Genomic DNA, 26,988 nt, shown 5'->3' on the forward strand with positions numbered 1-26,988 from the left:
CTATTCACTATTTATTTATCAGCCATAAAAAATAATAAAACTATAAAAAGGTAGTTATGACATTGCAATAACATGAATTGTTACGCTTGTTCATAACTACCTTTGATGTTGTTTAACTATGTGTTTCGTCTTCAATTACTTTATTTTTAGCAGATGGATAACCTACGATAAAGAACAATATAGACATAATAATTAAGGCAATAATACCTGATACCCAGCTACCTGTCAGGTCATGTAAATAACCTACTAAGAATGGGCCTACTGCAGCAATTAAGTAACCGATAGACTGACCGAAGCCAGATAATGAAATACTGCCGCCATGTGTACGCGCACGTATTGAAAAGAAAGTCATACACAAGCTGAAACATGCACCCATCGCTAGTCCGGCAATGATCATACCAATAACTAATAATGTTAATGATTGTGTAAAGAACAGTCCGAAACCAACTAAGAATAAAATCGTAATGATACTAACTAGAATACGTTGATCTTTCAATTTAGATGCAATAATTGGGAAGGTAAATGTCATTGGCACTTGTGAAAATTGGTTAAGCATTAATAAATAACCAGCTGTGGCAAATGATAGACCACGATCAACAAGAATAGATGGTACCCACGCAACTACCGTATAAAATACCATAGATTGGAAGCCCATGGTTAAAGCGACTAACCATGCTAATTTTGATTTAGTTATATTTACTTTTTTAACATTTTCCTTTTCAGTGGCAGCTGCTGTTTGTTGTTCAAGTTTAATACCATTTTTAGCTCTAGGCAGCCATAAAATCAATGCAAGTACGGCTAAAATGACCCAGAAAGATAAAGATAATCTAAAGCCTAACGGTGACATTTCAGACAGAGGTACACTAAGCCCCCCACCTACACCTGCTGTAAAATTCATCGTACCACTATATATCCCTGTCGTTACACCAATTTGTAATGGAAAATACCATTTAATGTAACTTGGTAACATCACGTTACCAAAAGCAATAGCTATCCCTATTAATATGGTACCAACAATAAATAACGTAAAATCTCCTGATACTCTTAAAATAAGTGCAACAATTAATAATATCATGGCATACGTAATTGTTCGTGACATTGTTAATTTGGCCGTTACTTTAGAAACTAACGGTGAAACGATAGCAAATATTAATAAAGGAATTGTTGTTAGTATACCTGCAATACCATTATTAATATGCATCACTTCTTTAATTTCATCGATGACTGGTCCTACCGATGTTAATGGTGCACGTAGTGTAGATGCAATTAACACGATAGCTATCATGAGTCCCCAATTTTCTTGTAGCCTATGTACTTTATAGGGCTGATCCATATTAAAACTCCTTCCCTGTTCTAAATTAACATTCCTTCAACTTTAATGAGTCCATTCAAACATTATCATTTTTATGGTCAAAAAATTGAAAGAATCGTTCAACAGTATGTACTGTTTGAACGATCCAACTTTATAACTAATCTGCAACTACACGTGTACCTGCTTTACCTTCAGCTGCTTCAATAGCATCATCTAAAGAACAGATTATCGCTTCTTTGCCACTTTCAGCAAAACGAATAGCAGCTTCCATTTTAGGTAACATACTACCTGCTGGGAATTGTCCTTCATCTACATATTGTTTTGCTTGTGATACAGTAATCGTTTCTAATTTTTCTTCGTTCATTTTACCATAGTTAATATAAACATTAGAAACATCTGTTAACATCATAAAGACATCAGCGTCAACTTGTTCAGCTAATTTTAAACCTGAACGGTCTTTATCAATAACCGCTTCAACACCTTGAATATCACCTTTAGCATCTTTATAGACTGGAATACCACCACCACCTGATGAAATAACGATAGCTTGATGCTCAATTAATGTTTTAATTTGTTCAACACCATGAATAACTAAAGGTTCTGGCGAAGGAACTACACGACGATAGCCTCTACCAGCATCTTCTGACATCACATAACCATATTGACGTTCTAATGCTTCAGCTTCTTCTTTATCAAAGAAGACACCAATGGGTTTAGTTGGATTATCAAAAGCTTTATCGTCTTTATCTACTTCAGTCATTGTTAACAAACTAACAACATTGCTATCAATACGCATATCATTTAAGTGATTTTTCAAAGCTTTTTCTAACATGAAACCAATAAAACCTTGCGATTCAGCATTACACGCATAAATCGGTAATGGTTCAACATAATCTTTAGCAATTTCATTTTGTGTAATAATATTGCCAACTTGTGGGCCATTACCGTGTGTAATGACAATATTATGTCCAACTTTTTTCAATTCTGCCATTCTACGCGCAGCTGAATATACATTATTATATTGATTCTGATATGTAGCTTCTTGTTTAGGTTGTAAAATTGCATTACCACCTAGTGCTAACACTATATTTTTACCCATTATCTATCTCACTCCTCATATTAAGTGCCAAGTAGATGCCATACAAAGTATCTTTACCTGACGACGAACCTACTTGTAATAATTGCTCAATCGTTTCAATAGATGGATAGTGTAGTAATTTAATAATTTTAGAACTAAACTCACCATTTATGGCATAGTATAAAAAAGTTTCAGACACGAGCGTTGTGTATTGATGATTTAATAAATGCGCAATATCATCTAGATGATGCTGTGCTATAAAAGGTGTAACATAGTGTATTGCTAATATCCCAGATAATATGTCATCTCCAGTTGGTGTTAACCCTTGGCCTCTACCAATTAGAAATTGCAGTTCACTAGTTACAGCTACATCATCAGTTATTAGAGCTTTTAATACTTGCTTCATGCGTGCTTTACTAAAATCACTATCATCAAAGTCTGAAAAGTCATAATGTGCTATTGCTTGCTGAAGTTGTTCTAAGCGAACAACTTCAGGCTGCAATAACAATTCATGTTGAGCTACTTTCCAGCGTAATTGTATGTTATTTGCAAATTGTATCGTCTGATGCTTAACTGTCATCACACTTCCGACTTCAATTTGTTGTAATATATCATCTCTAGTTTGTTGATCTACCGTAATACCAAACGGAAACATACCATTATCATCTGTTCCAATAAAGATTAAGTCATCATTATCTGTGATAACATTAAAGCCTTTATTGAATTTACTATGCACCGTTAATAATGGGTGCTGAGATAATATACGATGCGCATGTTTGCCAATTGATCGTGCTGTTAAAATCACGCGTTGAATCCTAATTTTTCAGCGTATGCAGTGATTGCTTTTTCGAAACATTCTATTGGTGGATGTACTGTACCCGCACCAATTTGTCCATAACCAGCTATCTTATGTGCAATACCTGTATTAATTACTGGTGTAATACCTGTTTCAACTACTTTACGTGCATCAATACCTAAGCAAGCACCTTTAAAGTTCCATGTTGGAATAACGAAGTTAGGATTTTCACCTAAACAAATTTCCATCATTTCATTACTTGTTTCTAAAGCGTCATCAAAGCCACCAGTACCAACAAAGCGTGTTACTGCTGGTGCAGCAATCATTGCCATACCGCCAACACCAATTGTTTCAGTAATAGCTGAATCTCCGATATCTTTATTGGCATCATCTTTTGAATAGCCAGTGAAATATAAACCTTCTGGTGTATTTGCCGGTGCAGTAAACCATTCATCGCCCATACCAGCAATACGGATACCAAAGTTTTCACCATTACGGCACATTGCAGTTACAACTGTACCATGTTTAATTTCACGTGCTGCATCCATCATCGCTTTACCTGTTGCCATAGCAACATTTAAGAAGAATTGATCTGTATCTGATAAGAACTGGATAACATCGATACGGTCTTGTTGATCTACATCTTCTAAAGCTGTAATAATTGGTGCAACTTCTTTTAAGAACGCTAGTGAAGCTGCAATATTACGTTGGTGGAATTCGTCACCCATAGCAATTGCTTTAGCAATTAATACATTAACATTTAAACCTTCATCCATTTGACGAATGGCTTTGCTAAGTACTGGACCTAGAACATCTTGCATCCATTTCAAACGCTTAATAACCGTTTCATTATAAGCACCGAAACGTAATACTGCGCCAATACCTTCGTTCATTTGGCAATATGCTTCGTTACCATTTTCTCTATTTTCAACAACTAATACAGGCATGTTTGCTGATGTAATACCACCCATTGGCCCAACAGCATTAACGTGGTGACAAGGTATTAATGTAATCTCACCATTTTCTAATAATTGACGTGCACCGGCTTCATCTTCAGCCCATCCTTCAAATAAAATGGCACCGACACATGAACCTTGCATAGGGTCAGTCATATTTTCATATTTAATTGGAGGACCTGCATGTAGTAAGACATGCTCTTTTAATTCTGGAATCTTATCTTTTGCTGGTACAACATCTACTAGGAACGGAGCAGCTGCCACCATTTTATCAATGACTGCTTGGTTTGCTTCATCAATTGTTTGATAACTCATTATACTGTCTCTCCTTTGAAATTATTTAAGAATTGTAAGACTTTCATTAATTTTTCATCGCCACCAGCAACTGGACGCCAATTAAATTGAACAACTTCTGCATCGCTATTTTTGATTGCTTCAGTAAAGCTTTCTAATCCAATGTTGATGACACTTGGTTTCATATTAATTAAATTAAGTACTTTTTCATCTACAGTTAAGTCTACTTTTTCTGCATCAAATTCTTTAACGTCTAATGATGGTTGTGCAACTTCTTTTCCAATTAAATGTAAAGCAGTACGAACCATTTCATCATTTGTTGCGCATACTACCGCACCGGCATCTACTAAAGTATCAATTTGTTGTTGATATCCTTGATGATCATGAACTGTACCTACAACAGTTGCTAATACAACTAAGTCGCGTTGTTGTGACTTAGCTTTATTTAATATTTCTTTAATCGTTGGCGCAAGTTGATTAGCCATATCTTCATGACTACCATAACCAATAACATTATCTAACATAATCACAGCAGTTGAATCACTATCAGCCGCTTGTTCTAACATTTCAATACGTTTTGAAGGGTCTATCATTGGATGTGGGCGACCTTGTGTATACATGTCATCTCCAAGGTCAATCACTTCATGATTACCACCTTTAAAGCTATAACCTTCTGGTGTTTCTCCTTCTTCTGAGCCAGCATTATCACGAATTAACATGGCAGCTTCAGAAGCTAATGTACCACCTGAATAGTAACCTTTAATACCATCTTGACCATCGTTAAAGTTAGCTTTAACTTCTGTATTTATTGCAGGTTTAAAATTAGGTTGTTCATCTGCAGCAAGTTGTACTGAAACACGTGCCGTTTCTTCTAAAGTATAAGCATGATAAATTTCTTTCTCAGTATATGTTGGTTTTTCACCTAAGAATAGTGTCACAACTGGTTTATCAATATTGCGTAGTAAATTTAACACACGGTCTTCAACTTCTTTAGCTGGTGGTTTAGAAATAACAGTAATGACTTTCACTTTAGGATCTTGATTTAACGCTTTAATACTATCTAACATTGTAATAGCGCCAACTTCTGTTGATAAATCACGACCACCAGTACCAATAGCGTTTGTAACACCATTGCCTTCACGATCAATAATTGTTGTAACTTCTTGAATACCAGTACCAGATGCACCAACAATACCGATATTGCCTTCATTCACAGTGTTCGTAAATGCCAGTGGCACACCATGAATAATACCAGTACCACAGTCAGGTCCCATAACTAATAAACCTTTATCATGTGCCATTTTTTTCAAGCGTACTTCATCTTCTTTAGCCACATTGTCACTAAACATAAAGACGTTCAAATTATGGTTCAAGGCATTTTCAGCTTCCATTGCCGCATATTGACCAGGAATTGAAATCAATGCCAGATTAGGATTATTGGCAAGCTCTAATGCTTTATCCCAATTTTTAGCTACATCATTTTTAGCTGTGGCATTATCAGCATCATCTTTACCATTTAATTCATCTTCAATTTGTTGATCTACTTCAGCTACTTTTGATTCGTCTTCAGTATCAACGACAATCACAATATCGTTTGGATTAGCATTGTCTAATTCTGCTGTTTCCATACCTGACGTTTTGAAAATATCTTTATTCGCTGGTGTGCCCATCATTATTGAAACTTGATTCACACCTTCTATTTGTGACAATTTATTTGATAGTAACATTAAGACGATTGAATCTTGATAACGGTTTTCTTTAATAATTGTATACTTCATATTCATCCTCCATTTTATTCAGCAAATCTATTTTTGCCATGATATCTATCGTAGTGTACATCGTCTGAAATTAAGTAGTTATAAATATCATCAACAATGTCGATACCTTGTTGATCATACTTTTCGCTACGTAAACGACCACGTTCACCTGGGTAATAAATTTCGCCATAACCTTGTGCTGCTGGCTGTGCTTTTAATTCGTCTAGCATAGTAGATATTTGTTGTTTAAATTGATCCATATCAGTAAAGTATGCTGGATTAATGACAATATGTAATTGTCCTAAATCTCGGCCTTTCGTTAAATCTTTATACATAGAAGAAACGTGTAAGCCATGTGGTAGTCCTAATAAACTACCTGATAAGATATCAACCATCATCATTAAGCCATAGCCTTTTGGACCTGCAACTGGAACAAGCGCATGTACATCACGTGAGTCTGTCGTTGGTTCACCTTTATCATTAACAGCCCATGTATCAGGAATACTCAAATGTTTCGCTCTAGCATCTAACACTTTGCCCCATGCTTGAACTGTTGTTGCCATATCAAATGTAATAATACGATCATCATTAGATGGTGAACTAAAAGCGATTGGATTTGTACCAAAGTAAGGTTCCGTACCACCAAATGGCACTACCATTGGATCTGATTGACACATACTTAAAGCAACCATATCTTGTTCTGCAGCCATTTCTACAAAGTAACCTAATGCACCACTATGCGAAATGTTTTTAACACCTACTACAGCAACACCATTATTTTTAGCAATATCAATTGCTTTTTCCATAGCTTGTTTCGCAGCTTGATGTCCTGGACCATTGTCACCAAAGAAAGTGGCTGTAGCTGGTCCTGTTTGTTCAAAATGATATTGAGGATTAGTATTAATGCCGCCTTTAGCAATACGCTCAGCATAATATTCGACGCGTACTGCACCGTGTGAATGTATACCTCTATGATCTGCAAATGTTAGTACATCAGACACATCACTAGCAGCTTGTTCATCTAGCCCTGCTTGTTGCAATTTTTGTTTCATTAAATCAAATAATTCAGATTTCGATACGCGCATCACATATCCTCCTTTTAAAAAGAGGTAGAAACATTGCCATAATAACTATGCAAATGTACGCATTACTTACGTCATGCATCTTTTACATTCTTACAAACTAGCGACATTTCTACCCCTATATATGATTACTTATAATAATTAATAAACTTGATCTGAAACTAAATAGTCATAAATGGATGCAGCTACCGGAATTCCTGTATCTTGATATTTCTTTTTAACATCTTCTTGAATTTCACCAGGATAGTATACTTGATCAAAACCTTGTGCTGGTGGAATGTCATGTAGTTCATCAACCATTTGTGCTACTTGTTCCAAGAATGTTTCTTGGTCACCAAAATAAGATGGATTAATAACAAAATGGAATTGGCCAAGTCGTCTATATTCAGATAAATCTTGATACATAGATGACACATGCTTACCAAATGGTAAACCTAATAAACTTCCAGCAAGAATATCAACCATCATCATTAAGCCGTAACCTTTCGGACCTGCAACTGGTAATAGTGCGCCGACATCATGAGGATTCGTCGTTGGTTCACCAGTATGATCTACAGCCCAAGTATCTGGGATTTCTTTATTCTTAGATCGAGCATCTAGAATTTTACCCCAAGCTTGAACTGTTGTTGCCATATCAAATAAGATTGGTTCACCATTCGCTCTTGGTGCTGCAAAAGCAATAGGATTTGTACCAAAATACGGCTGTGTACCACCAAATGGTACTACCATTGGATCTGATTGACATACAGTAAGTGCTACCATACCTTGTTGTGCTGCTTGAAGTGCGAAATATCCAATTGCACCACTATGTGCCATTTCTTTAATACCTACAACACCTAAACCAGTTTCTTTAGCCATGTCAATCGCTTTATCCATCGCTTTATAAGCAACTAGATGTCCAGCTGCGTTATCACCAAAGAAAGTTGCAGTTGATGGTCCTGTTTGTTCAACTTGAAATTGTGGCGATAAATTAAAACCACCTCGTGCAGCTCTTTCCGCATAATATTGCATACGCACAGAGCCGTGAGAGTGAATACCACGAGAATCAGCGAAAATCATTAAATCTGCTACTTTTGCTGCTTGTTCTTCTGGCATTCCAGCTGCCATCATTTTTGATTTAAAAAGATTTCTTAAACGATCATGTTCAACATAAACCAATCCATCTTGTGTCATGTTATCCATTCTCCTTAAATTTCAATATCTCTGTTAGCATCTTTAGAATAAAGATAAGCAAATGGTTCATTTAAGCCGATTGCATATGTTGCTTGAGGTGCATAAGCGCCCATAAAGATATAATCACCTTTATCAACTGGCATCCATTCGTTATCTAAGTTATAAACACCACGACCACTTAATACATATGCACCATGTTCTTGAACATGTGTTTCTACATAACCATGTGACGCACCTGGTTCAAATGATAAAATGTGCATATTCATGTCATAAGCTAATTCTTTTGGTAATAAGTCTAAAATACGAACTTCTTCCATACCTTCATACGCATCAGATTTCATATCATTAACATTGCCTGATACTACTGATGGTTTATGACCAGCAAGTGGTTGATAACGTTTTTTATAAAGGAATAAACGGCTATCTTCTCCATTATTATTATTTTCAAATTTCATTTGTTGATCAGCTGGTACATATAGATAGCCACCTTGTGCTAATTCATATTTATCATCACCTGCGTAAGCATTGATGCTACCACTAACAACATAAATAAATGTTTGAACACCGTCGCCACCAAATCCTTGCATATTACCGCCTTTATTTCTTGCAGTTACAAGATAATCTACAAAGCGTGCGCCTAATCTTGGTGAACCTAAAATTGTTACATCACAATCTTCAAAACCGGGAACGACATTATTCACTAAACCGTCTGGCGTAATAACCGCATAGTTATCCTTTTTGACAACTGAACGTGTTCCTAGTAAGTCTTCTCTATATCCTTGATTATGATTTAAGTAACCCATTATAAATCTTCCTTTCTGTTATCCATTGTTTTTATTAATCATTGTTATTCTTTATAAGCTAAGTTGTAGAGTGCATCTTTCAACACTTCAATACCTTTAACTAAATCACTTAATTCTGTTTCTTCATTTACGTTATGACTAATACCATTGATTGATGGTACAAATAACATTGCTGTTGGTACATATTTAGCAAAAATTTGCGAATCATGACCAGCACCTGAAGACATTACTCTATAATCTTGCTCACCAACAACTTTTTGAGCTGACTGTTCAATTTGTTGAACTAAAGATGGTTCCATTAAAGTAGGTGCTTCATCCATCCATAAATCAATATCAACAGTTAAACCATCTCTGTCAGCAACCTTTTGAACATAAGCTGTAATTTCATCGGCAAATACATTCAATTCATCTTGGTTAATGTGACGACAATCAATTGAGAATGTCACGCCACCTGGTACAACATTAACGGTATTAGGAACAGGTTCTACACTACCGAATGTCAATACTAAAGGATCTCCAACTTCGCGTGCACGTTGTGTTAAATGCGTCACAATATCACTGAATGCGACGACAGTATCTCGACGTAATCCCATTGGTGTCGTTCCAGCATGATTTGCTTCACCATGCAGTGTTACAGTGTAGCGTTTTTGACCAACAATGCCATTAACAACACCAATTGATTGTTGTTCAGATTCAAGTACTTTACCTTGTTCAATATGAAGTTCAATCCATGATTTAATATCACTGTAGTCATTGTCATGCTCGCGAAAACCGAAGCCAGCATTACGCATGGCATTTTCGAATTTAACGCCCTCACTGTCTGTTATGTCAATCACATCATTTTTATCAGCTAAGTTGAAGAAGTTCTTACTTCCCCAGAAACCATATGGGAAACGACTGCCTTCTTCTTCAGCTAACGCTACAACTTCCATGGAACGTAATGGTTGACCAAATTCCTCTTTTAATGAAGCCATTGCTACAGTAGCAGCTAATATACCGTATTGGCCGTCTAAATGACCGCCTTCTACAACTGTATCAATGTGAGATCCTGAAGCAATCACCTCATTCGGGTATTTTGAACCTTCAAGACGTCCAGTTAAGTTACCTACATCATCAAATCGTGTACTAAAACCTTCTTTTTCCAATGTACTCTTAAGTGCATGTACAGCATTTACCCATTCTTCAGAATATAAAAGTCTAGTAATGCCGCCACCAATCAATCCACCATAAGCGGTGAATTGCTTATCTAATGCATCAAAAGAAGATCGAATGTCCATGCTCTTCAACTCCTTTGTCATTTCAACATCTATTATAAGCGCTTTCAGTTATGCTATCATTCACATATCTCACAATATTACTTTATCTTTTTATTCGAATTAGACAAATACAGTACTCATCTTTTTTGAGATGCTATAATAAGTAAAATATATCAATTTGGAGGGACATCATTTTGTCTACAATCGAAAAATCTGTTTTAACGAGCGATAATTTTACATTGCCTTATACAATTATTAAAGCTACAACACAACCCTCAAAAGGAATCATCGTCTATTATCATGGTGGCGGACTTGTCTTTGGTAAACCTAATGACTTACCACAAGATTATTTAGACATTTTGACTCAACATTATGATGTCATATTGGCATCTTATCGTCTTGCACCAGAAGCAACGATAGATCAAATTATTGATGATGCATTAACATGTTTTGATGCCATCAAAGAAAACTATCAAGATGTACCAACATTTGTCTTCGGTCGTTCATCAGGTGCTTACTTATCAATGATTGTTGCACGCGATCGCCAAGTTGACGGTATTATCGATTTTTATGGTTATAGTCGTTTACAAGTACCTGCATTTTTAAGACCATCAGCATATTTCGAAAAATTAGCTGGTAGCATCACACCTGAAATGATTCAAACATTAACATCGCAAACGCCAGTTGTTGCCGATCAATTACAACAACGCTTTTTACTCTATGTTTATGCGCGTGGAAAAGCAAACTGGTTCGACATGTTAAGTTTAGAACAAACAGCATCGATGAAATACAACATTTCACCCAAACAACTGAAGTCATTCCCACCTATGTTTATCGTTCACTGCAAAGGTGATACCGACGTACCATTTAGCGAAAGTGAACATATTATCAAACATGTACCGTCAACATCATTTACCCCTTTAGATAAAGACGCCCATGACTTCGATAGAAAAGTGGACGACTTTAATAAAGACATCTATCAACAAGCTGTAAATTTTATTGATAATGTTAATCGTAATTAACTAAGAAAAGAAGTGATAATCAATGAATATAAATAATGTATTAAATCATTTAGCAACTTTTAACGAATTAGGTTATAACCCTGATAATGGTGGTATTAACCGTATCGCTTTTAGTCATCCAGAGCGTATGGCTGCTTTAAAATTCTCTATGCTTTGCCAACGTGCTGGTTTAGATGTCTATTTCGACTTTATCGGTAATGTTATTGCGAGAAGAGAAGGTAAATACCCTGATCTCAAACCTGTAGTCATTGGCTCTCATATTGACACAGTCAAAGACGGCGGTCAGTATGACGGACTACTAGGTGTCATCGGTGCGTTAGAAGTTGTTGAATATTTAAATAAACATCACATTGAAACAGACCATCCACTCATTATCATTGCTTTTGCTTGTGAGGAGTCTGCGCGTTTTAATGAAGCAACGATTGGCAGTAAATACTTAACTGGACAATATAATAGAACATCGTTAAAAGACATTGTAGATAACGATGGCTACGTGTTATATGATATTGTCCAACCATTATCACAAGAAGTGAGAGGTCAAACCGCATTATTCGAACGAAACCAAATCAAAGCATTTTTAGAATTACATATTGAACAAGGTCCCATTTTAGAAAATAATAACGACGATATTGGTATCGTGACACATATCGCTGCACCACATCGTTTTAAAGTTACAGTTCAAGGTGTAACAAGCCATTCAGGTTCAACACCTATGCCAATGAGAACTGATGCGCTAACAGCTGCTTCTGAAATGATATTAAAAATCGAACAACTTGCACAACAATATACAAATGAAGGTATTGTGGCAACTGTTGGCTATGTTGATGTCTATCCTAATACTATGAATTCTATTCCAGGAGAAGTATCTTTCTTAATTGATATTAGAGGAAAAGATGAAGCAATAAGAGAAGATGTTGTTCAACAAATTTTAAATAGCATCGATCAAATTTCAACTCAACGTCATACACACTGCAAGATCACAGATTTAGGTAACGAACATCCTGCTAAATTAAATGCTGAGATGGCTAAAATAACAGAAAACGTATGTAAACAGCATGGTTTTGAATATAAATACATGTATAGTGGTGCCGGTCATGATGCTATGAATTTCGCTTCCATTGTTCCAACAAGTATGATCTTTATTCCTTGTAAAGATGGCATTAGCCACTCTCCTTTAGAATCAGTAACAACTGCTCAAATTGCTAAAGGCGTTCAAACTTTGATAGATACAACGCTAGAGTTAACACATAAAACAACAACACTAGAGGATTTTGATAATCAGGTCATTTAACACATTAAACAACAACACTAGAGGATCTTGATAATCAGGTCATTTAACACATTAAACAACATAAAGGAGCTGCAACTTCAATCGTCGCAGCTCCTTTTTTTAGTTCTATATATGCATTAAATAAATTGTCCATCTTTGGCATCAGTGACGCCATTTTCTTGGCTATAAACTTCTTTACCACGTAAAATTGTTCTAGCTACTTGAGCGCCAATTTCTCTACCAATATATGGGCTCATTTGATTGCGATATGCTAGGTCTTCAGCTTTTAAAGTGTAAGAACTATTTGGATTAATAAATACGAAGTCTGCATCTTTACCGATTGCAATGCTTCCTTTACTATCTAAACCAAAACGTTTAGCAGGTGCTGTCGCAATAATATCAGCAAATCTTTCTAATGACATATCACGTTTTTGAACACCTTCATCATATAACACATCGACGTTATTTTGGATACCTGCAATACCGCCCCATGCTTCGAAAGCATTGTCAGTATCTTTTAAATCCGGTGTACATGGTGAATGATCTGATGTTACAAAATCAATATCGCCATTTTGTACACGATCCCACATACCTTCTAAACGTGATTGTTCACGAATTGGTGGAGAACATTTAACAACTGGACCAATATCGTCTAATTCTTCTTTATAGAAGTATAGATAATGTGTACATGTTTCACATGTTACGTCGACACCTTCTTGTTGTGCTTTAACAATTTCTTCGACACCTTCTTCACATGCAACGTGAACAATGTGTAAACGACATCCTGTTTCTTTAGCAAATAAGATTAATTTACGAATCGGTTCAACTTCAGTGAATACTGGACGAGAATCTACATATGCACTTAATGTTGTTTCACCATTTTTATATGCAATCTCACCTAATTTATCAGTAATATTAGCATTTTCAGCATGTACTGATAAAATCTTACCAGTTTTAGCGATTTGCTTCATACCTTCATACAATGAATAATCATCGACATTTTCAAAGTCGCCTTCAATTGAACGATCTCCACAAGTTGCTAAGAATGCTTTATAAGCAACGACACCAGCGTCATCTAATTCTTGAATACCACCATCTAAATTGTAAGGCACTAAACCACCGTAACTAGCTACATCAACTGTTAAATCACCTTTACCAGCATCAAATTTTTCTTCAATTGATGCTTTATCTGTTGTAGCAGGAACTTGGTTTAATGGCATTTCAACAAATGATGTCACGCCACCTTTAGCAGCTGCACGTGTACCTGTGTCATAGCCTTCCCAACCATCACGGTAACCGCCACCTGGATCTGTTATATGCACGTGTGCATCCACCATACCTGGAGATACGACTTGGCCTTGTGCATCGATAACTTTATCAGCATCACCAGTTAATGTTTCAGCTATTGCTGTAATCTTACCGTCTGTTACACCTACATCTACATGCTTTGCGCCATCTTCTAAAATAACTAACCCATTTTTAATAATTAAATCGAATGTCATTATTGTCTCTCCTCCAAATTCGAATTTTTGTTACGAGATTCATGTACTAAATGTAATAAAATGTATACTACACCTGTACTGATAAAACCAATAAACCAAGAGAAATCTGCAATAATTCTAAATGCAGGGATAAATCCTAGTAGTGAAATAACTACACCCACAATTGTAGCAATATATGCAGGGATATTAATTCTCTTCAAATCTTTAGGTTTATTATTTAAATCGAAATATAATTTATCAATGTTGATTTTACATTTCGAAATAAAGTAAAAGTGAACAATCATTGCGCCTGCTACTGGCCCTAAAATAGCACCAATGGCATTTAAGAATACAAAGATACTATCTTGGTTTTCCATCATTTTCCATGGCATGATAACAATACTTAAGATAGATGCAATCATTACACCACGTTTATAGTTAATCCATTTTGGCATCAATGCTGTTAATTGATAGGCTGCGGGTATAATGTTACTCGTCGCGTTAGTAGAAATCGTTGTCATTAATAGCACACCTGTTGCAATTAGAATAGCCCAAATGCTATCCCATTCATTAATAATCGTTAGGATATTCCATTCTTGATGTCCTAGTGCAATTGAACCACCAATAATAATAAACACACTAGAAATCGCAAATAATAAATGTGCTACCACAATACCAGAAATTTGACCTACAACTTGAGAGCGTGTTGATTTCGCATTTTGAGTGAAATCTGCTACACTTGCTCCTGGTCCTGCCCAGACACCTAACAATGAGTTAAAGATTAAGATAAATGTTAGAATTGCAGGATAAATGATGCCAGATGTTTTAGTTGTAATATCGTAATTCATAATATTATGCCAACCACCGGCTGTCATGTAACCCCATATTGCCATACCACCAAAAACGATGTAAATAAGTGGATTTAAAATAGCTGTAAATTTATTTAGCGTTTCTCCACCACCAATTCCTATACCAAAGTTAATTGCCCAGAAGATTAAGAAGGCAATTAAAGCAGGAATTGTAATACCTAAAATCGTATGACCATTACCGAAATCTTCATAACCAGGAATCAGTTTGTTCATTAATATTAGTAATGCTTGGGATCCAGCAAAAGTTTGAATACCAAACCAGCCGATTCCAGCTACCACACCACGTAAGATGCCAGGTAATTTCGCACCTGCATCACCGTATGTGTGTCGCAATTGCATGGCAAATGGTATACCATATTTTGAACCTGCATAACCGTTAAACACTAGTAACATTGCAATAAGAAATGAACTAATGACTAACGAGAACATCACTTGTAGTGGTGATAAACCGAGCAGTAAAAAGCCACCTACTGCAGTATAGTTAGGAATATTGTGAACAGCACCCATCCATAAAGTGAAGAAGTTAAATGCTGAACTGTTGCGTTGTGAACTATTTTTAGGCATGATATCTTTGTTATAACCTCGACGTTCAAAAAACGCTTCGTCATATGATGCCTCGTATGCTTCTTTACTCATATCGGTTTCAGTTAGCCCCCTTTAATCGTACATAAAATGTGAGAGTTACGAACAATAACACCCCAGACAAACCGTCACTTCATAACCACAATAACTGGAACAACCTGTATCATTCGGTTTGTACTTTATGTAATTTCGTCTCTCTTTATGATTAGTTTATTAGTAATGTAAGCGTTTTTCTTTATCGCTTTTGACATATTTTTTTTGCGTTTTGTCACAAACTGACAAATAGTGTGGCAATTTCCTACAATATTTTGTGAATATTGCATATAATAGAGTTAAGTTTATACAGTAAATTATATTTCTATACATCATACCCTATTTTGACTCAGAAGGAGGTTCCTTATGGCCAGTCTACGCGACATTTTATCTATGCCTCAATTTAATGAATTTTCATTAATCAATCATCACGGTAACTTAGATACCATTATTGAAGGTTTAGATATTACTGAAAATAGCGACATTAAACATTTTACGAAACCCAATACTTTTATCCTGACAACTGGATTACTCTATCAAGATGATCAACAAGGATTAATTCAACTCATTCGTGATTTAAAAGATGTAGGCGTTACAGGATTAGGTATTAAAGTTTCACGCTTTTTACATGCTATCGACCAAGAAGTTATTCGCATAGCAGATGACTTAGCTTTTCCATTGATTGAAATTCCAGAAAATTGGAATTTAGGTGACGCATCACACCATATATCAGCAGTTATTGAAAATGCCAAAACTGAAAAATTAAATTACGCATTATATATCCAACAAGAACTCAATCAATTATTAATAAAGGGATTCGATGTTGACACCATGATTCAATTTTTAAGTAAGCGTTTAGGTGTACCAATTTTATTATTCGATCCGTTTAAACGACCTATTTCAATGAGTCAACACTATCAACATCAAAGATCACTTATTAATGATCATATTAAATATTTCAAACAACATATTTCAGAGATTGAACGCGATGATAGACGTTCAGTATTCGTCAAAGAAAATCAAATCATTTATAAAGTTAGAAGTTATAACTATTTTCCATATTATTTAATGGTCGCTCAGTCAGACAAATTGACTTACCCATTCAGTCTATTGACCATCGAACAAGTTGTTAGTGTGCTAAGCTTTTCCATTTATAAATCAGCTAAAATTGAAGAAGCTGAACAAAATGAAATTAACCGTTTCTTTGAATCTTTAGTTCTTAATGATAGTGATACTGCTTTATCAGTCAAACAGCATCCACAACTACTAGAGCGCTACAATATCTATAATTCAAAATACTATCAAGTTGTGACCTGTAGTATAGATGAAACTCAAAAATTAGAGAACAGTAACTATTTGTATGAGAGACAATATTTGACGTTCCAATGGTTACTCCATAAATTTTCTGATTTAGATTCAAAAATAAGCATTTATAAAATACCTAGTAATGATCAATTTGTCATTTTATTACAAAATAGACATCATTATTTCTGGGATTACTTAAAGTTGATTCAACAAGATTTCCATAACTTTTTTGAAGGTAGCTTATCTTTTGGTGTTGGTAATGAAGTAACAGAGTTTTCACAGTTACCTTACTCATACTTTGAAGCATCAGAAGCACTTAATAATATCCGTGCTAAAGGGCAGTTTGAACAAATCGAAAGCTATCGTTCAAAAGATATCAGCGAACTGTTACAATTAATACCATCTAATAAATTGATACCTTTTATTAAGTATACACTTGGTGAATTGGCTAATCCAAAGACTAAAAAAGAAGCAGAATTAAAACAAACTTTACGTATTTATATGGATAATCATTGCGACATTACTAAAACAGCTGAACAAATATTTATTCATCGTAATACTGTAAAATATCGTATTAATAAGTGCGCACAAATTTTAGATACGACCATTGAAGATCCTGATATTTCACTTAATCTTCGTTTAGCATTATATGCCTCAGAATTAGTAGATTTAAATCATTAGTAACTTTGATTGATTATTGTTTCATAAGTTATTTAAAGGCTTAACTAATGATTTATGACAATGATACTGCGCTAGTTTATCTTTATAACACCGTTATGATTATCAAATGCAATATTCAAAAAAGCTTATCGTACATTTTTACCACGTACGATAAGCTTTTTTGCCTTAATAACCCCCACTCAAATTTGTTCTCTTTCAAATTTGACAAATATATAATTATTCACTTTTTCTTTAGGTTCTCTCCCAAATTGGACTGATACATAATTATTTTTTAAACCTCGCTATGCCCAACCTTGCCCGTCTTGCACATTAAAGTAAAAATTTTATTTATAAAATTTTTCTATGACGGGTCCCTGCATTGCATGAAAAAACTGGATAACCAGTTTTTCTGTGTTGGGTCCCTTCCTAGGGTGCTGTCTCAGGAGTCTCGGCTACAAAATAATTTATATTTTAAATTATTTACTTTTTATTTATCAGTTCTGAAAAAAAGAGAACCTTTCTTTATCAGTCCTGAAAAATAAAAAACACTCAATTTTCGCCCACAAAAATTCATCATAGTTTCAAACTATTTATTATTAGTTATTTTATATTAGTCGATGATTATAACTAACTATACAATAAAGTTAAGTTTTCAGATTATTTAGAATTAGTGGTTGTATTGTGCTATTAAAATTTTTCCTAGCAATCAAGCATGCTTTATTTATGTATTGACTTAAACAAAGGGGTTGTGCAAATGAATACATATCACAAGTACGCCAAGCAACCTAGTGCTTGGAGATTCTACATTTACAGTTTAATTGGTATACTATGTTTCTTTGTTCCAATTACATTGAACGGTAACAATACGATATTAGTCGATCATGTCCATTTAGTAATTAGGTCACTATTAGGACCAGCGATGCCATATATTGCCTTAATTATGATAGTCATTGGTGCATTATTACCCATCATACGCGGCACTTTCAAGACATCTATAACTAACTTTATCATCACGTTATTCAAACTGGCTGGTGCAGTCATTGGTATCATGTATGTTTTTCATCTTGGTCCTGCTATTTTGTTCAACAAAGATTATGGTCCATTTCTATTTGATAAGTTAATGATGCCTCTTAGTATATTGATACCAGTTGGCGCTATCGCATTATCATTGTTAGTTGGTTATGGTTTATTAGAATTTGTAGGCGTATTTATGGAGCCTATTATGCGACCAATCTTTAAAACACCTGGTAAATCAGCAGTCGATGCCGTAGCTTCTTTTGTCGGAAGTTATTCCCTTGGCTTACTAATTACTAATCGCGTATACAAACAAGGAATGTATAACAAGCAAGAAGCCACAATTATTGCTACAGGTTTTTCAACCGTGTCTGCAACATTTATGATTATTGTTGCTAATACACTTGGATTAATGTCGCATTGGAATTTATATTTTTGGATAACATTAAGCATCACGTTCATAGTTACAGCAATCACGGCTTGGTTACCTCCAATAGCTAATGAATCAACAGAATACTATAACGGTCAACAAGGTGAAGAAGAAGTTGAAATTCAAGGTAGTCGTTTAAAGACAGCTTATGCTGAAGCTATGAAACAAAATGCTAAGACACCTTCATTAGTGAAAAATGTTTGGGATAATGTTAAAGATGGTTTAGAGATGACCGTTGGGATATTACCATCTATTTTATCAATTGGTTTCCTTGGTCTAGTCATCGCCAATTTCACACCACTTATTAGTTGGGTGAGTTATATTTTTTATCCATTTATTTATCTATTCCCGATACCTGATAAACACATGCTTGCCGAAGCATCAGCTATTTCTGTTGTTGAAATGTTTTTGCCGTCGCTACTCGTTGCTAAAGCCGCTGCCAGCACTAAACTCGTTGTCGGTATCGTTAGCGTGTCAGCAGTTATCTTTTTCTCAGCCTTGGTACCTTGTATTATGGCTACTGAAATTAAGATACCTGTGTGGAAGTTAGTCGTTATTTGGTTTATTAGAGTAGCACTATCACTATTATTCGCCATACCAATTGCGTTACTCCTTTTTGGCTAAACGCTGTGTTGTAGGTGTGAATTCGATGATTAAGTATCAACGTCACTAACGCCATCATACTTTTTATAAGTTTATGTATGATGATATAACTAAAAAATAAAGCCAACTCATATTTGATCATTCAATCAATTAATGAGTTGGCTTTGTCATTTTATCAATTATACATCTAGATGATGTCTTCACCATATTATGTACAATCATCAAACCATTTTCATTTATTTTTAGCTTGCGCCTATAATACTAAACCTATAATTGAGCCTGAAATGATAGATGCAAGTGTTGATCCAAGTAATAAACGCATCGCAAATGATGCGACCTTTTCACCTTGCTTATCACTAATACCTTTAATAGATCCCACTATAATACCTACTGTACCAAAGTTAGCAAAACTCACTAAGTAAACTGAGATAATACCTTGCGTTCTTGCAGAAACATCTCCTAAAGTATGTTTAAAATCTAACATAGCAACAAATTCATTAGTGATTAATTTCGTAGCCATTAATGATCCAGCAGATACCGCTTCACTCCATGGAATTCCCATAATAAAGGCGATTGGTGCAAAAACATAACCAATTAGTTGTTTGAAGTCTAAACCAATACCGCTAAATATAATGTTAATTGCTTCCATTAAAGAGATAAATGCTAATAGCATAACAGCCACAACGATAGCTATTTTAAAGCCATCCATTGCACTATCACCAATCATTTGGAAGAATGGCACTTTTTTAGGTTTACCTGTTTTACTATCTATATCTGTTTCTTCAGTTGATTGTGTTAAATTTTCAATTTCAACATCTGAATCATCTGATTGATATGGATTGATAACACTCGCTATAATTAAAGCACTAAATATATTAAGCATTACTGCTGTTACAACAAATTTAGGTTCTAACATTTGCATATATGAACCTAACATTGCCATACTAACCGCACTCATTCCGGAAGTTGCAATAGTATACAATTTTGCTCTTGATAATTTAGGAATAATATCTTTAATAGTTAAATATACTTCTGGTTGCCCAAACATTGCTGTTGAAATAGCAAAATAACTTTCTAAACGTCCCATACGTGTGATTTTATTTATTGCTATACCCACGTATTTTATAACAAAAGGTAATACTTTAATATAATTAAATATGCCTATAAGTACTGAAATAAACACTAATGGTAACAAAACATTTAGGAAAAATGTATAGCCACCTTTGTTTTGTAAATCTCCAAATACAAAATCAATGCCTGCTTTACTTACTTTTATTAAACCTTCGAAAAAGCCACCCATAGCTGTTAATATTGTTAAACCAATCGTCGTATTCATCATAAATAATACAAGTAATACTTGAATAATCAGCATGATAACAGGCTTTTTAAAATCTATACTTTTACGGTCAAAGCTAAACAAATATGCAATGATTAAGGCAAATAGTACACCTGTGATTGCAAATAAAATGGACATAGATCATCACCTACATATGATTGAAAGCTACTGCAATCTTAGCACCTAATATTGCATTATTTTCAACTAATTTTATGTTTGCTGCTAAACTCTTTCCTTCTGTTTTTTCGACAATTTTTCCTAATAAGAATGGCGTAGAATCTTTACCTTTAATACCTTTACTTTCTGCTTCTTCTACTGCATCATCAATAATACTTTCAATATAGTCTTTTGATAATGCATGTTCATGTGGAATAGGATTAGCAATAACCATGCCGCCACCTAATTCTAAATCATGTTTGGTTTGATGTACTTTGGCAATTTCTTCAGGACTTTGAGCAGAACTGATTAATTTAACACCACTTTCACGTGTAAAGAATGCTGGTAACTCATCAGTTTGATAACCAATCACTGGTACACCTTTCGTTTCCAAATATTCCATCGTTTTTGGTAAATCTAAGATGGACTTAGCACCAGCACAAATGACAGTCACTTCTGTTTTTGCGAGTTCATCTAAATCAGCAGATATATCCATAGTGTGTTCTGCACCTTTATGCACACCGCCAATACCACCAGTAACAAAGAATTGAATTCCTGCTAGTTCAGCACAAATCATTGTCGTTGCAACTGTCGTTGCTCCAATTTGAGTCGTAGGTATAACTTCAGCTAAGTCTCTTCTTGATACTTTAGCGACATTGTCACTAGTTGCTAATGTTTCTAATTGATCTTTCTCTAATCCAATCTTAATTTTGCCATCAATAATCGCAATGGTTGCAGGCACTGCACCGTTATCACGAATAAGCTGTTCTACTTTATTGGCCATTTCAACATTTTGTGGATATGGCATACCATGAGAAATAATTGTAGATTCTAAAGCTACAATAGGTTGGTTATTGTCCTTTGCTTGTTTTACCTCTTGTGAATAATCAATGTATTGTTGTAATTGTGTCATTTTTATACTCCTCCATATCATGATAAAGCTGTTGTTGATCTAAATTTTGTCTCACTGTATATTCCGTCTCTATTGTCTTACTGGAATTGACCATGCCAGCTATTAATATATCTTCAGTAGACATACCATTAAGCCAACTATAGACGACCGCTGCGCAGAATGAATCACCTGCACCAGTAACATCTTTGACATTTTTAGACGGTGTTACTGATTTAACGATTTCTTCTTTGTCACTTCTATAAATAAGTTCTTTCACACCGTTAGTAATGATGACATTCCTTACTCCTAAATCATTCCATTTTTTAGCAGCTTCTATTAAGTCATCTGTATTATTAATATCAACACTTAAAAATGTTTCTGTTTCATCTTTATTCGTAATAATCCAATCAATAGCATGTAATGAATCAGGCATATTTTTCATTTTCGGTGATGAAACTGTCGTAATTACAAGATTAATGTCATGTTTTGCTGTGTAAGCACATAAAAAATCCAGTGCATCTTTAGATAAATTTAAATCGACAATAATGCATTTAGCTTTTTTTAATAAATGCGTACGCTTAATTAAAAATTCTGGTGTGATATGATCAAACACTTCCATATCTGCCAAGCCATAAGCCATGTCTCCTTGCTTGTTAATCAGTGCCGTGTATGACCCTGTACTCGCATTTTCAAATTGTTGTACATGATCCATATTCATAAATGGGCTTGATAATCGTTTAACCATATCCCATTCACTATCTTGACCGCTGGCTGATAAGAAGGCGACTGTTTCACCTAAACGTCCAAGATTTTCAGCAATATTTCTTGCAACACCACCAACTGATCTGGTTGATGTCACAGGATTCGATGTTTCGGCAACCAGTTCTTTATGTACATAAAACTTTCTATCTACATTAGCAGCACCAATACAAACAATAGGATAATCTTCATTTAATACATAAGCTTTGCCCATGACATACTCTTTTTGTATGAGCCCAGAAATAATATTTGCGACAGTTGGTCGTGATAATCCAATCGCTTCAGCTAATTCTCTTTGTGATATAAATGGATTATCTTTGATTCTTTTTAGTATTTCCTTTTCAGTGGCGTTCATGTCATCCCTCCTTTTAAAAGTTTTCAACATTGCGTAAAATGCTTATTTACAGCCATATCTTAGCATGTATTTTGTTGTGTGTAAACGCTTACAAATTGCTTTATATCAGTGATATATGTTTGTTTGAACTTGTCCACAATTAAAGTATCTTCCATAAATCTTTTAAAATTAACTATTTTAACTAGAATGATATATGTTTAAAAAGATGATTATTGTAAGATAAAAAATTTTGACAAATTCATGTATGTCTCCCCATTTTAAATTTCAAACCAAAAAGACTGTTAAATTGTCATTCTAACAATTCAACAGTCTACGTTATTCTTAATGACTTGATTATGTTATTTTATGCATCTGCAGCACCACGGTTAATCATATCTTGTTTAGTCACAATTGGATAATTTTTAAAGGCTAGTGAGCCAATATAGCCTGACAATGTACCAACAACTGCCATTGCAATACCATAAAGAACAATCGTTGTTGGGTTATTAAAGCCAAACATGACTAAGAAGCCAGCAATCGGCGTAGCTGTACCTGTTGCATCATTTATTAATCCGGATAACGCAATAATTAAACCGGCAATCGCACCTCCGAAGAAGTTAGTAATGTAGATAGGTATAGGATTTGCAGATACAATATCTGCTTGCGACAATGGTTCAATACTTACTGAAATAGTTGATTTACGATCTCCTAATTTTAATCTGTGGAATAATGTACCATTCATAAAAGCAGAACTAAATGCTGCCATTGAACCAACTGCCATTGGAATACCCGTTAATCCAAGTAACGCGGTCAACGCCATTGAACTTAATGGCGCTGTACCTACAACGGTAATGATACCACCTAAAATAATACCCATGATAATCGGGTTCGTATCTGTACTACTTTGAATAATATCACCAATACGAATTAAAGTGTTATTAACAACAGGCGTCAATAATACTGCTATTAATCGTGCTAATGGTGCTAGCAGTACGATTGAACCAATTAAATCAACACCATCTGGTACATATTTTTCACTATACTTCATAATGTAACCGACAATATAACCTGCAAAGAATCCTGGTAATAAATCGAGACCACCACAAGAGGCTGCAATGACTAAGGCATATACTGGTGAAACACCTATGGCAAGCGCAGTTAAACCTGCTGCAGCAACACCGCCAAGACCCCCGGCAGCATCCCCTAAGTCTGCTAAAAATTTGATACCAAAGACTTCTCCACCAACGTATTTATTAAATGCCTCTACTAAAAAAGTTGCAATTGCAGCATTCGCTAAAGCACCCATCGCTCGCATACCATTGGGCGCTTTATATGTAAATAACGTAAAAATAACTAAGACTAAAAACAAAAACAATGTACCTATTAATAAATCCATATACGGTCTCCTTTATATTATTTTGTATATTCCATGTTATACATGAATAGTACATACAATTTTCAATGTTGTATCACCATGAAAATATACAATTGTGCAATGAGTTTTTGAAAGATGTGTCATTCATTACTTAGGCGTGTAACAAAAATATTTTTTCAAAATTTATTCTGTCACATCAATTCAACAAAACTGTCTAGGTTAATAAAAAATCACTTTAGCAATAGATTGTTACTGCCCATCGCATCATCATACCAACTATAGAATCCTTTTTGTCACTGACTTTCTTTATTTCAAAAACTCTTAGGCGTTATTTTACTACAAAATTTATTATGTTTCACGGAATATTTTAAAATTTCTGATAATTTTATATTTATTTATATGTAAATTAACAATATTCGTTAAATTTACACATCAAAAAGGGTTTCTCCCAAATTGGACTGGTACATAATTATTTTTTAAATTATTCACTTTTTATTTATCAGTCCTGAAAAATAGAGAACCATCAAAAAAGACAGAAACAACTTGTCACAGTAGTTTCTGTCTTATCTTCGACTTGTTATTGTTCTAATTGTAATTGACCATCTTGCATATGGTAAGACTTATCACAATATTTCTTTAATCGTTCATCATGTGTCACAATAATACACGCTTTATTTCTCTTTTTAGCTTGATCTCGTAAAATTTTAACAACTTCAATCGCATTTTCAGTATCTAATGATGCCGTTGGTTCATCTGCTAAGATAATTGATGGATTAGTATAAAGTGCTTTAGCAATTGCCACACGCTGTCTTTGACCACCTGATAATTCAGATGGTAATTTATTCCCCAATTCTACTAAGCCTAGTTGTGTCATTAACTGATGATAGTCTTCATCATTCATAACATTTTTCTTCTTTTTCTTTAGTAATGTAAATTGCTGTTTAACAGTTAAAAATGGTACTAAATTCGTCGCTTGTAAAATAAAGCCAATATCAGACATTCTCACTTTGGCCAACTGCTTTTGACGCATTGTTGTAATATCTTGTTGATTAATCAAAATACGTCCAGTTGTCGGTGTTTGTAAAGCCCCCGCCATAGTTAGAAAGGTACTTTTACCTGAACCTGATGGACCAACTAACGCAACGATGTCACCTTCATCAATATTAAAGTTTGTTGATTTAACCGCTTCAATTGTTTTGTTACCATCTTTAAAAGATTTTGTCACATCTTCAAATTGCAACATACCTTAGTCCCTCCTATCCTATAGCTTTTAATGGATCTATTTTTCTTATAGTTAACACTGAGAATAAACTGCCTATCATTGATACGACGATTAACACAAGTGCAAAAATAACAAGTGTCATGACATCAAATTTGACAGGTACTGCATCAGGTAAAAATGCACCAGTTATCGCAGTTAAGATAAGACCAATTATTGTACCAAATACTGCTAAAATGACGGTTTGTGATAATACCACTTTGGCTAAATAACCATTCGTAAATCCCTGAGCTTTCAAAATACCAAATAAACTCGTTTTTTGTAATGTAATGACGTATAAAAAGATACCAATGACAGTTGCTGAAATCACAAACAAGAATGATATCATAAAGTTAAGCGTTAAATTTTGAGGTTTATAACCAGGTAAATTTTCAATAAAATCATTAATACTCACTGCTTCTAAATTATGATTTAACGTTTTATCTTTCCAATGTTTGTCACGTACAACAACTGCATTGACTTTATCTTTAGCTAACATTGGATTAATTTTTTGAATAGTATCATTATTAGTGAAAATAACTGGAGATGCATTATATTTAGCACTTTCTGAAAAGCCTACAATATGTAGCGTTTCATCTGACTGAGACAACGTTAATTTATCTCCTACTTTAAATCCTTTGTCTTTAAGTGTTTGATCTGCAACAACATCATTCGTGTTAGTTGCTTTATGACCTTCAATTAACTTAGGTACTAAGAATGACTTAGCTGTCACCCCAAATACCAAGACATTTTCTTCTTGATGTCCATTAGAAATAATTTCTCCTGTTTGTTTTAGAGGTGTTTGTTGCTGATATTTATCTTTAACATCTTTACTGTTAAAAATTGACTGCTGTACAGTTTGGTTAGCGTCTTTATTTAAGACAATGGCATCAGCATCCCATTTATCGATACCTTCTTTATTCATATTAATCAAACCATTGGCTAGTCCTGATAATAGAAATAATAAGTAACTAATCATTGTTAAGACACCAATAATAAGTCCAAATTTTAATTTATTATGCCGAATTTCATTCCAAGCTAAAAACATGTAGGTCTCTCCTTTTTATAAGTATCATTTTACGATTGCTATAACGCTTCTTAA

At 34.5% G+C, this 26,988-nt stretch carries 21 protein-coding genes and 1 pseudogene; 5 read left to right on the top strand and 17 right to left on the bottom strand.

What is annotated here, in order from left to right; translation table 11 throughout:
* Positions 1-112: 112 nt before the first annotated feature.
* The 9 genes from CD113_RS03540 to allC form a co-directional block, all read right to left on the bottom strand.
* Positions 113-1,333, bottom strand: a complete 1,221-nt coding sequence (locus CD113_RS03540) for a CynX/NimT family MFS transporter (protein WP_002465181.1) — start codon at positions 1,331-1,333, stop codon at positions 113-115.
* 136 nt (positions 1,334-1,469) lie between these two features.
* Positions 1,470-2,411, bottom strand: a complete 942-nt coding sequence (arcC, locus tag CD113_RS03545; protein WP_002465180.1) for a carbamate kinase — start codon at positions 2,409-2,411, stop codon at positions 1,470-1,472.
* Positions 2,404-3,195 carry a DUF2877 domain-containing protein gene (locus CD113_RS03550; protein ID WP_002465179.1) on the bottom strand — a complete coding sequence of 264 codons (792 nt, stop codon included), beginning with the start codon at positions 3,193-3,195 and terminating at the stop codon, positions 2,404-2,406. Before CD113_RS03550 ends, arcC begins: the two co-directional genes overlap by 8 nt.
* Entirely contained in the window at positions 3,192-4,457 is a 1,266-nt protein-coding gene (locus tag CD113_RS03555; RefSeq protein WP_002465178.1) for a YlbE family protein, read from the bottom strand. Before CD113_RS03555 ends, CD113_RS03550 begins: the two co-directional genes overlap by 4 nt.
* The gene (fdrA, locus tag CD113_RS03560) at positions 4,457-6,214 is read right to left on the bottom strand and encodes an acyl-CoA synthetase FdrA (protein ID WP_002465177.1); all 1,758 of its coding nucleotides are present in this window, start codon (positions 6,212-6,214) and stop codon (positions 4,457-4,459) included. The genes CD113_RS03555 and fdrA overlap by 1 nt, the downstream gene beginning before the upstream one ends.
* 14 nt (positions 6,215-6,228) lie before the next feature.
* Positions 6,229-7,278, bottom strand: a complete 1,050-nt coding sequence (gene allD / locus CD113_RS03565) for an ureidoglycolate dehydrogenase (RefSeq protein WP_002465176.1) — start codon at positions 7,276-7,278, stop codon at positions 6,229-6,231.
* 138 nt (positions 7,279-7,416) lie between these two features.
* On the bottom strand, positions 7,417-8,448 hold the full coding sequence (gene allD / locus CD113_RS03570; RefSeq protein ID WP_002465175.1) for an ureidoglycolate dehydrogenase: 1,032 nt from the start codon (positions 8,446-8,448) through the stop codon (positions 7,417-7,419).
* Positions 8,449-8,462: 14 nt separating this feature from the next.
* The gene (gene allE / locus CD113_RS03575) at positions 8,463-9,251 is read right to left on the bottom strand and encodes a (S)-ureidoglycine aminohydrolase (RefSeq protein ID WP_002465174.1); all 789 of its coding nucleotides are present in this window, start codon (positions 9,249-9,251) and stop codon (positions 8,463-8,465) included.
* 44 nt (positions 9,252-9,295) lie between these two features.
* Entirely contained in the window at positions 9,296-10,528 is a 1,233-nt protein-coding gene (gene allC, locus CD113_RS03580) for an allantoate deiminase (RefSeq protein ID WP_002465173.1), read from the bottom strand.
* A gap of 173 nt (positions 10,529-10,701) precedes the next feature.
* Here allC and CD113_RS03585 point away from each other — a divergent pair, with 173 nt between their 5' ends.
* A complete protein-coding gene (locus CD113_RS03585; RefSeq protein WP_002465172.1) occupies positions 10,702-11,529 on the top strand; it encodes an alpha/beta hydrolase in 828 nt (275 codons plus the stop codon).
* A gap of 22 nt (positions 11,530-11,551) precedes the next feature.
* On the top strand, positions 11,552-12,820 hold the full coding sequence (locus CD113_RS03590; protein ID WP_002465171.1) for a M20 family metallo-hydrolase: 1,269 nt from the start codon (positions 11,552-11,554) through the stop codon (positions 12,818-12,820).
* 116 nt (positions 12,821-12,936) lie between these two features.
* Here CD113_RS03590 and allB read toward each other — a convergent pair whose 3' ends face one another.
* Positions 12,937-14,301: an allantoinase AllB gene (allB, locus tag CD113_RS03595; RefSeq protein WP_002465170.1), complete on the bottom strand. Its 1,365-nt coding sequence runs from the start codon at positions 14,299-14,301 to the stop codon at positions 12,937-12,939.
* Positions 14,301-15,785 (bottom strand): allantoin permease, encoded by a 1,485-nt coding sequence (gene allW, locus CD113_RS03600; RefSeq protein WP_002465169.1) that lies wholly within the window; start codon positions 15,783-15,785, stop codon positions 14,301-14,303. The genes allB and allW overlap by 1 nt, the downstream gene beginning before the upstream one ends.
* A gap of 345 nt (positions 15,786-16,130) precedes the next feature.
* Here allW and CD113_RS03605 point away from each other — a divergent pair, with 345 nt between their 5' ends.
* Both CD113_RS03605 and CD113_RS03610 read left to right on the top strand, forming a co-directional pair.
* Entirely contained in the window at positions 16,131-17,750 is a 1,620-nt protein-coding gene (locus tag CD113_RS03605) for a PucR family transcriptional regulator (RefSeq protein ID WP_002465168.1), read from the top strand.
* 733 nt (positions 17,751-18,483) lie between these two features.
* Positions 18,484-19,797 carry a YjiH family protein gene (locus tag CD113_RS03610; protein ID WP_002464649.1) on the top strand — a complete coding sequence of 438 codons (1,314 nt, stop codon included), beginning with the start codon at positions 18,484-18,486 and terminating at the stop codon, positions 19,795-19,797.
* Positions 19,798-20,029: 232 nt separating this feature from the next.
* Here the strand turns inward: CD113_RS03610 and CD113_RS03615 are convergent, their stop codons facing one another.
* From CD113_RS03615 to CD113_RS03630, 4 genes are all read right to left on the bottom strand, one after another.
* Entirely contained in the window at positions 20,030-21,250 is a 1,221-nt protein-coding gene (locus CD113_RS03615; protein ID WP_002464648.1) for a NupC/NupG family nucleoside CNT transporter, read from the bottom strand.
* 10 nt (positions 21,251-21,260) lie between these two features.
* A complete protein-coding gene (locus CD113_RS03620) occupies positions 21,261-22,181 on the bottom strand; it encodes a pseudouridine-5'-phosphate glycosidase (protein ID WP_002464647.1) in 921 nt (306 codons plus the stop codon).
* On the bottom strand, positions 22,156-23,274 hold the full coding sequence (locus CD113_RS03625; RefSeq protein WP_002464646.1) for a carbohydrate kinase: 1,119 nt from the start codon (positions 23,272-23,274) through the stop codon (positions 22,156-22,158). Before CD113_RS03625 ends, CD113_RS03620 begins: the two co-directional genes overlap by 26 nt.
* 343 nt (positions 23,275-23,617) lie before the next feature.
* The gene (locus CD113_RS03630; protein ID WP_231910059.1) at positions 23,618-24,604 is read right to left on the bottom strand and encodes a PTS sugar transporter subunit IIC; all 987 of its coding nucleotides are present in this window, start codon (positions 24,602-24,604) and stop codon (positions 23,618-23,620) included.
* Between CD113_RS03630 and CD113_RS12860 the strand changes: the two are divergent.
* Positions 24,567-24,650: pseudogene (locus CD113_RS12860) on the top strand (hypothetical protein); the annotation flags it as partial. The gene CD113_RS03630 and the pseudogene CD113_RS12860 overlap by 38 nt on opposite strands.
* A 555-nt stretch (positions 24,651-25,205) precedes the next feature.
* On the opposite strand, the gene CD113_RS03635 reads toward CD113_RS12860, so the two are convergent.
* Both CD113_RS03635 and CD113_RS03640 read right to left on the bottom strand, forming a co-directional pair.
* Positions 25,206-25,871 (bottom strand): ABC transporter ATP-binding protein, encoded by a 666-nt coding sequence (locus tag CD113_RS03635; RefSeq protein ID WP_002464644.1) that lies wholly within the window; start codon positions 25,869-25,871, stop codon positions 25,206-25,208.
* A gap of 13 nt (positions 25,872-25,884) precedes the next feature.
* Positions 25,885-26,934: an ABC transporter permease gene (locus CD113_RS03640; RefSeq protein WP_002464643.1), complete on the bottom strand. Its 1,050-nt coding sequence runs from the start codon at positions 26,932-26,934 to the stop codon at positions 25,885-25,887.
* Between the last annotated feature and the right edge of the window lie 54 nt (positions 26,935-26,988).

This window comes from Staphylococcus simiae, assembly GCF_002902085.1.
In the GTDB taxonomy this organism is placed as follows: Bacteria; Bacillota; Bacilli; order Staphylococcales; family Staphylococcaceae; genus Staphylococcus; species Staphylococcus simiae.

Bases quoted from the DNA above. Each gene is read 5' to 3' on its own strand.
- CD113_RS03540 (WP_002465181.1), bottom strand. From the start codon at position 1,333: ATGGATCAGCCCTATAAAGTACATAGGCTACAAGAAAATTGGGGACTC.
- arcC (WP_002465180.1), bottom strand. From the start codon at position 2,411: ATGGGTAAAAATATAGTGTTAGCACTAGGTGGTAATGCAATTTTACAA.
- CD113_RS03555 (WP_002465178.1), bottom strand. From the start codon at position 4,457: ATGAGTTATCAAACAATTGATGAAGCAAACCAAGCAGTCATTGATAAA.
- fdrA (WP_002465177.1), bottom strand. From the start codon at position 6,214: ATGAAGTATACAATTATTAAAGAAAACCGTTATCAAGATTCAATCGTC.
- allD (WP_002465176.1), bottom strand. From the start codon at position 7,278: ATGCGCGTATCGAAATCTGAATTATTTGATTTAATGAAACAAAAATTG.
- allD (WP_002465175.1), bottom strand. From the start codon at position 8,448: ATGACACAAGATGGATTGGTTTATGTTGAACATGATCGTTTAAGAAAT.
- allE (WP_002465174.1), bottom strand. From the start codon at position 9,251: ATGGGTTACTTAAATCATAATCAAGGATATAGAGAAGACTTACTAGGA.
- allC (WP_002465173.1), bottom strand. From the start codon at position 10,528: ATGGACATTCGATCTTCTTTTGATGCATTAGATAAGCAATTCACCGCT.
- CD113_RS03590 (WP_002465171.1), top strand. From the start codon at position 11,552: ATGAATATAAATAATGTATTAAATCATTTAGCAACTTTTAACGAATTA.
- allB (WP_002465170.1), bottom strand. From the start codon at position 14,301: ATGACATTCGATTTAATTATTAAAAATGGGTTAGTTATTTTAGAAGAT.
- allW (WP_002465169.1), bottom strand. From the start codon at position 15,785: ATGAGTAAAGAAGCATACGAGGCATCATATGACGAAGCGTTTTTTGAA.
- CD113_RS03605 (WP_002465168.1), top strand. From the start codon at position 16,131: ATGGCCAGTCTACGCGACATTTTATCTATGCCTCAATTTAATGAATTT.
- CD113_RS03610 (WP_002464649.1), top strand. From the start codon at position 18,484: ATGAATACATATCACAAGTACGCCAAGCAACCTAGTGCTTGGAGATTC.
- CD113_RS03615 (WP_002464648.1), bottom strand. From the start codon at position 21,250: ATGTCCATTTTATTTGCAATCACAGGTGTACTATTTGCCTTAATCATT.
- CD113_RS03620 (WP_002464647.1), bottom strand. From the start codon at position 22,181: ATGACACAATTACAACAATACATTGATTATTCACAAGAGGTAAAACAA.
- CD113_RS03625 (WP_002464646.1), bottom strand. From the start codon at position 23,274: ATGAACGCCACTGAAAAGGAAATACTAAAAAGAATCAAAGATAATCCA.
- CD113_RS03635 (WP_002464644.1), bottom strand. From the start codon at position 25,871: ATGTTGCAATTTGAAGATGTGACAAAATCTTTTAAAGATGGTAACAAA.
- CD113_RS03640 (WP_002464643.1), bottom strand. From the start codon at position 26,934: ATGTTTTTAGCTTGGAATGAAATTCGGCATAATAAATTAAAATTTGGA.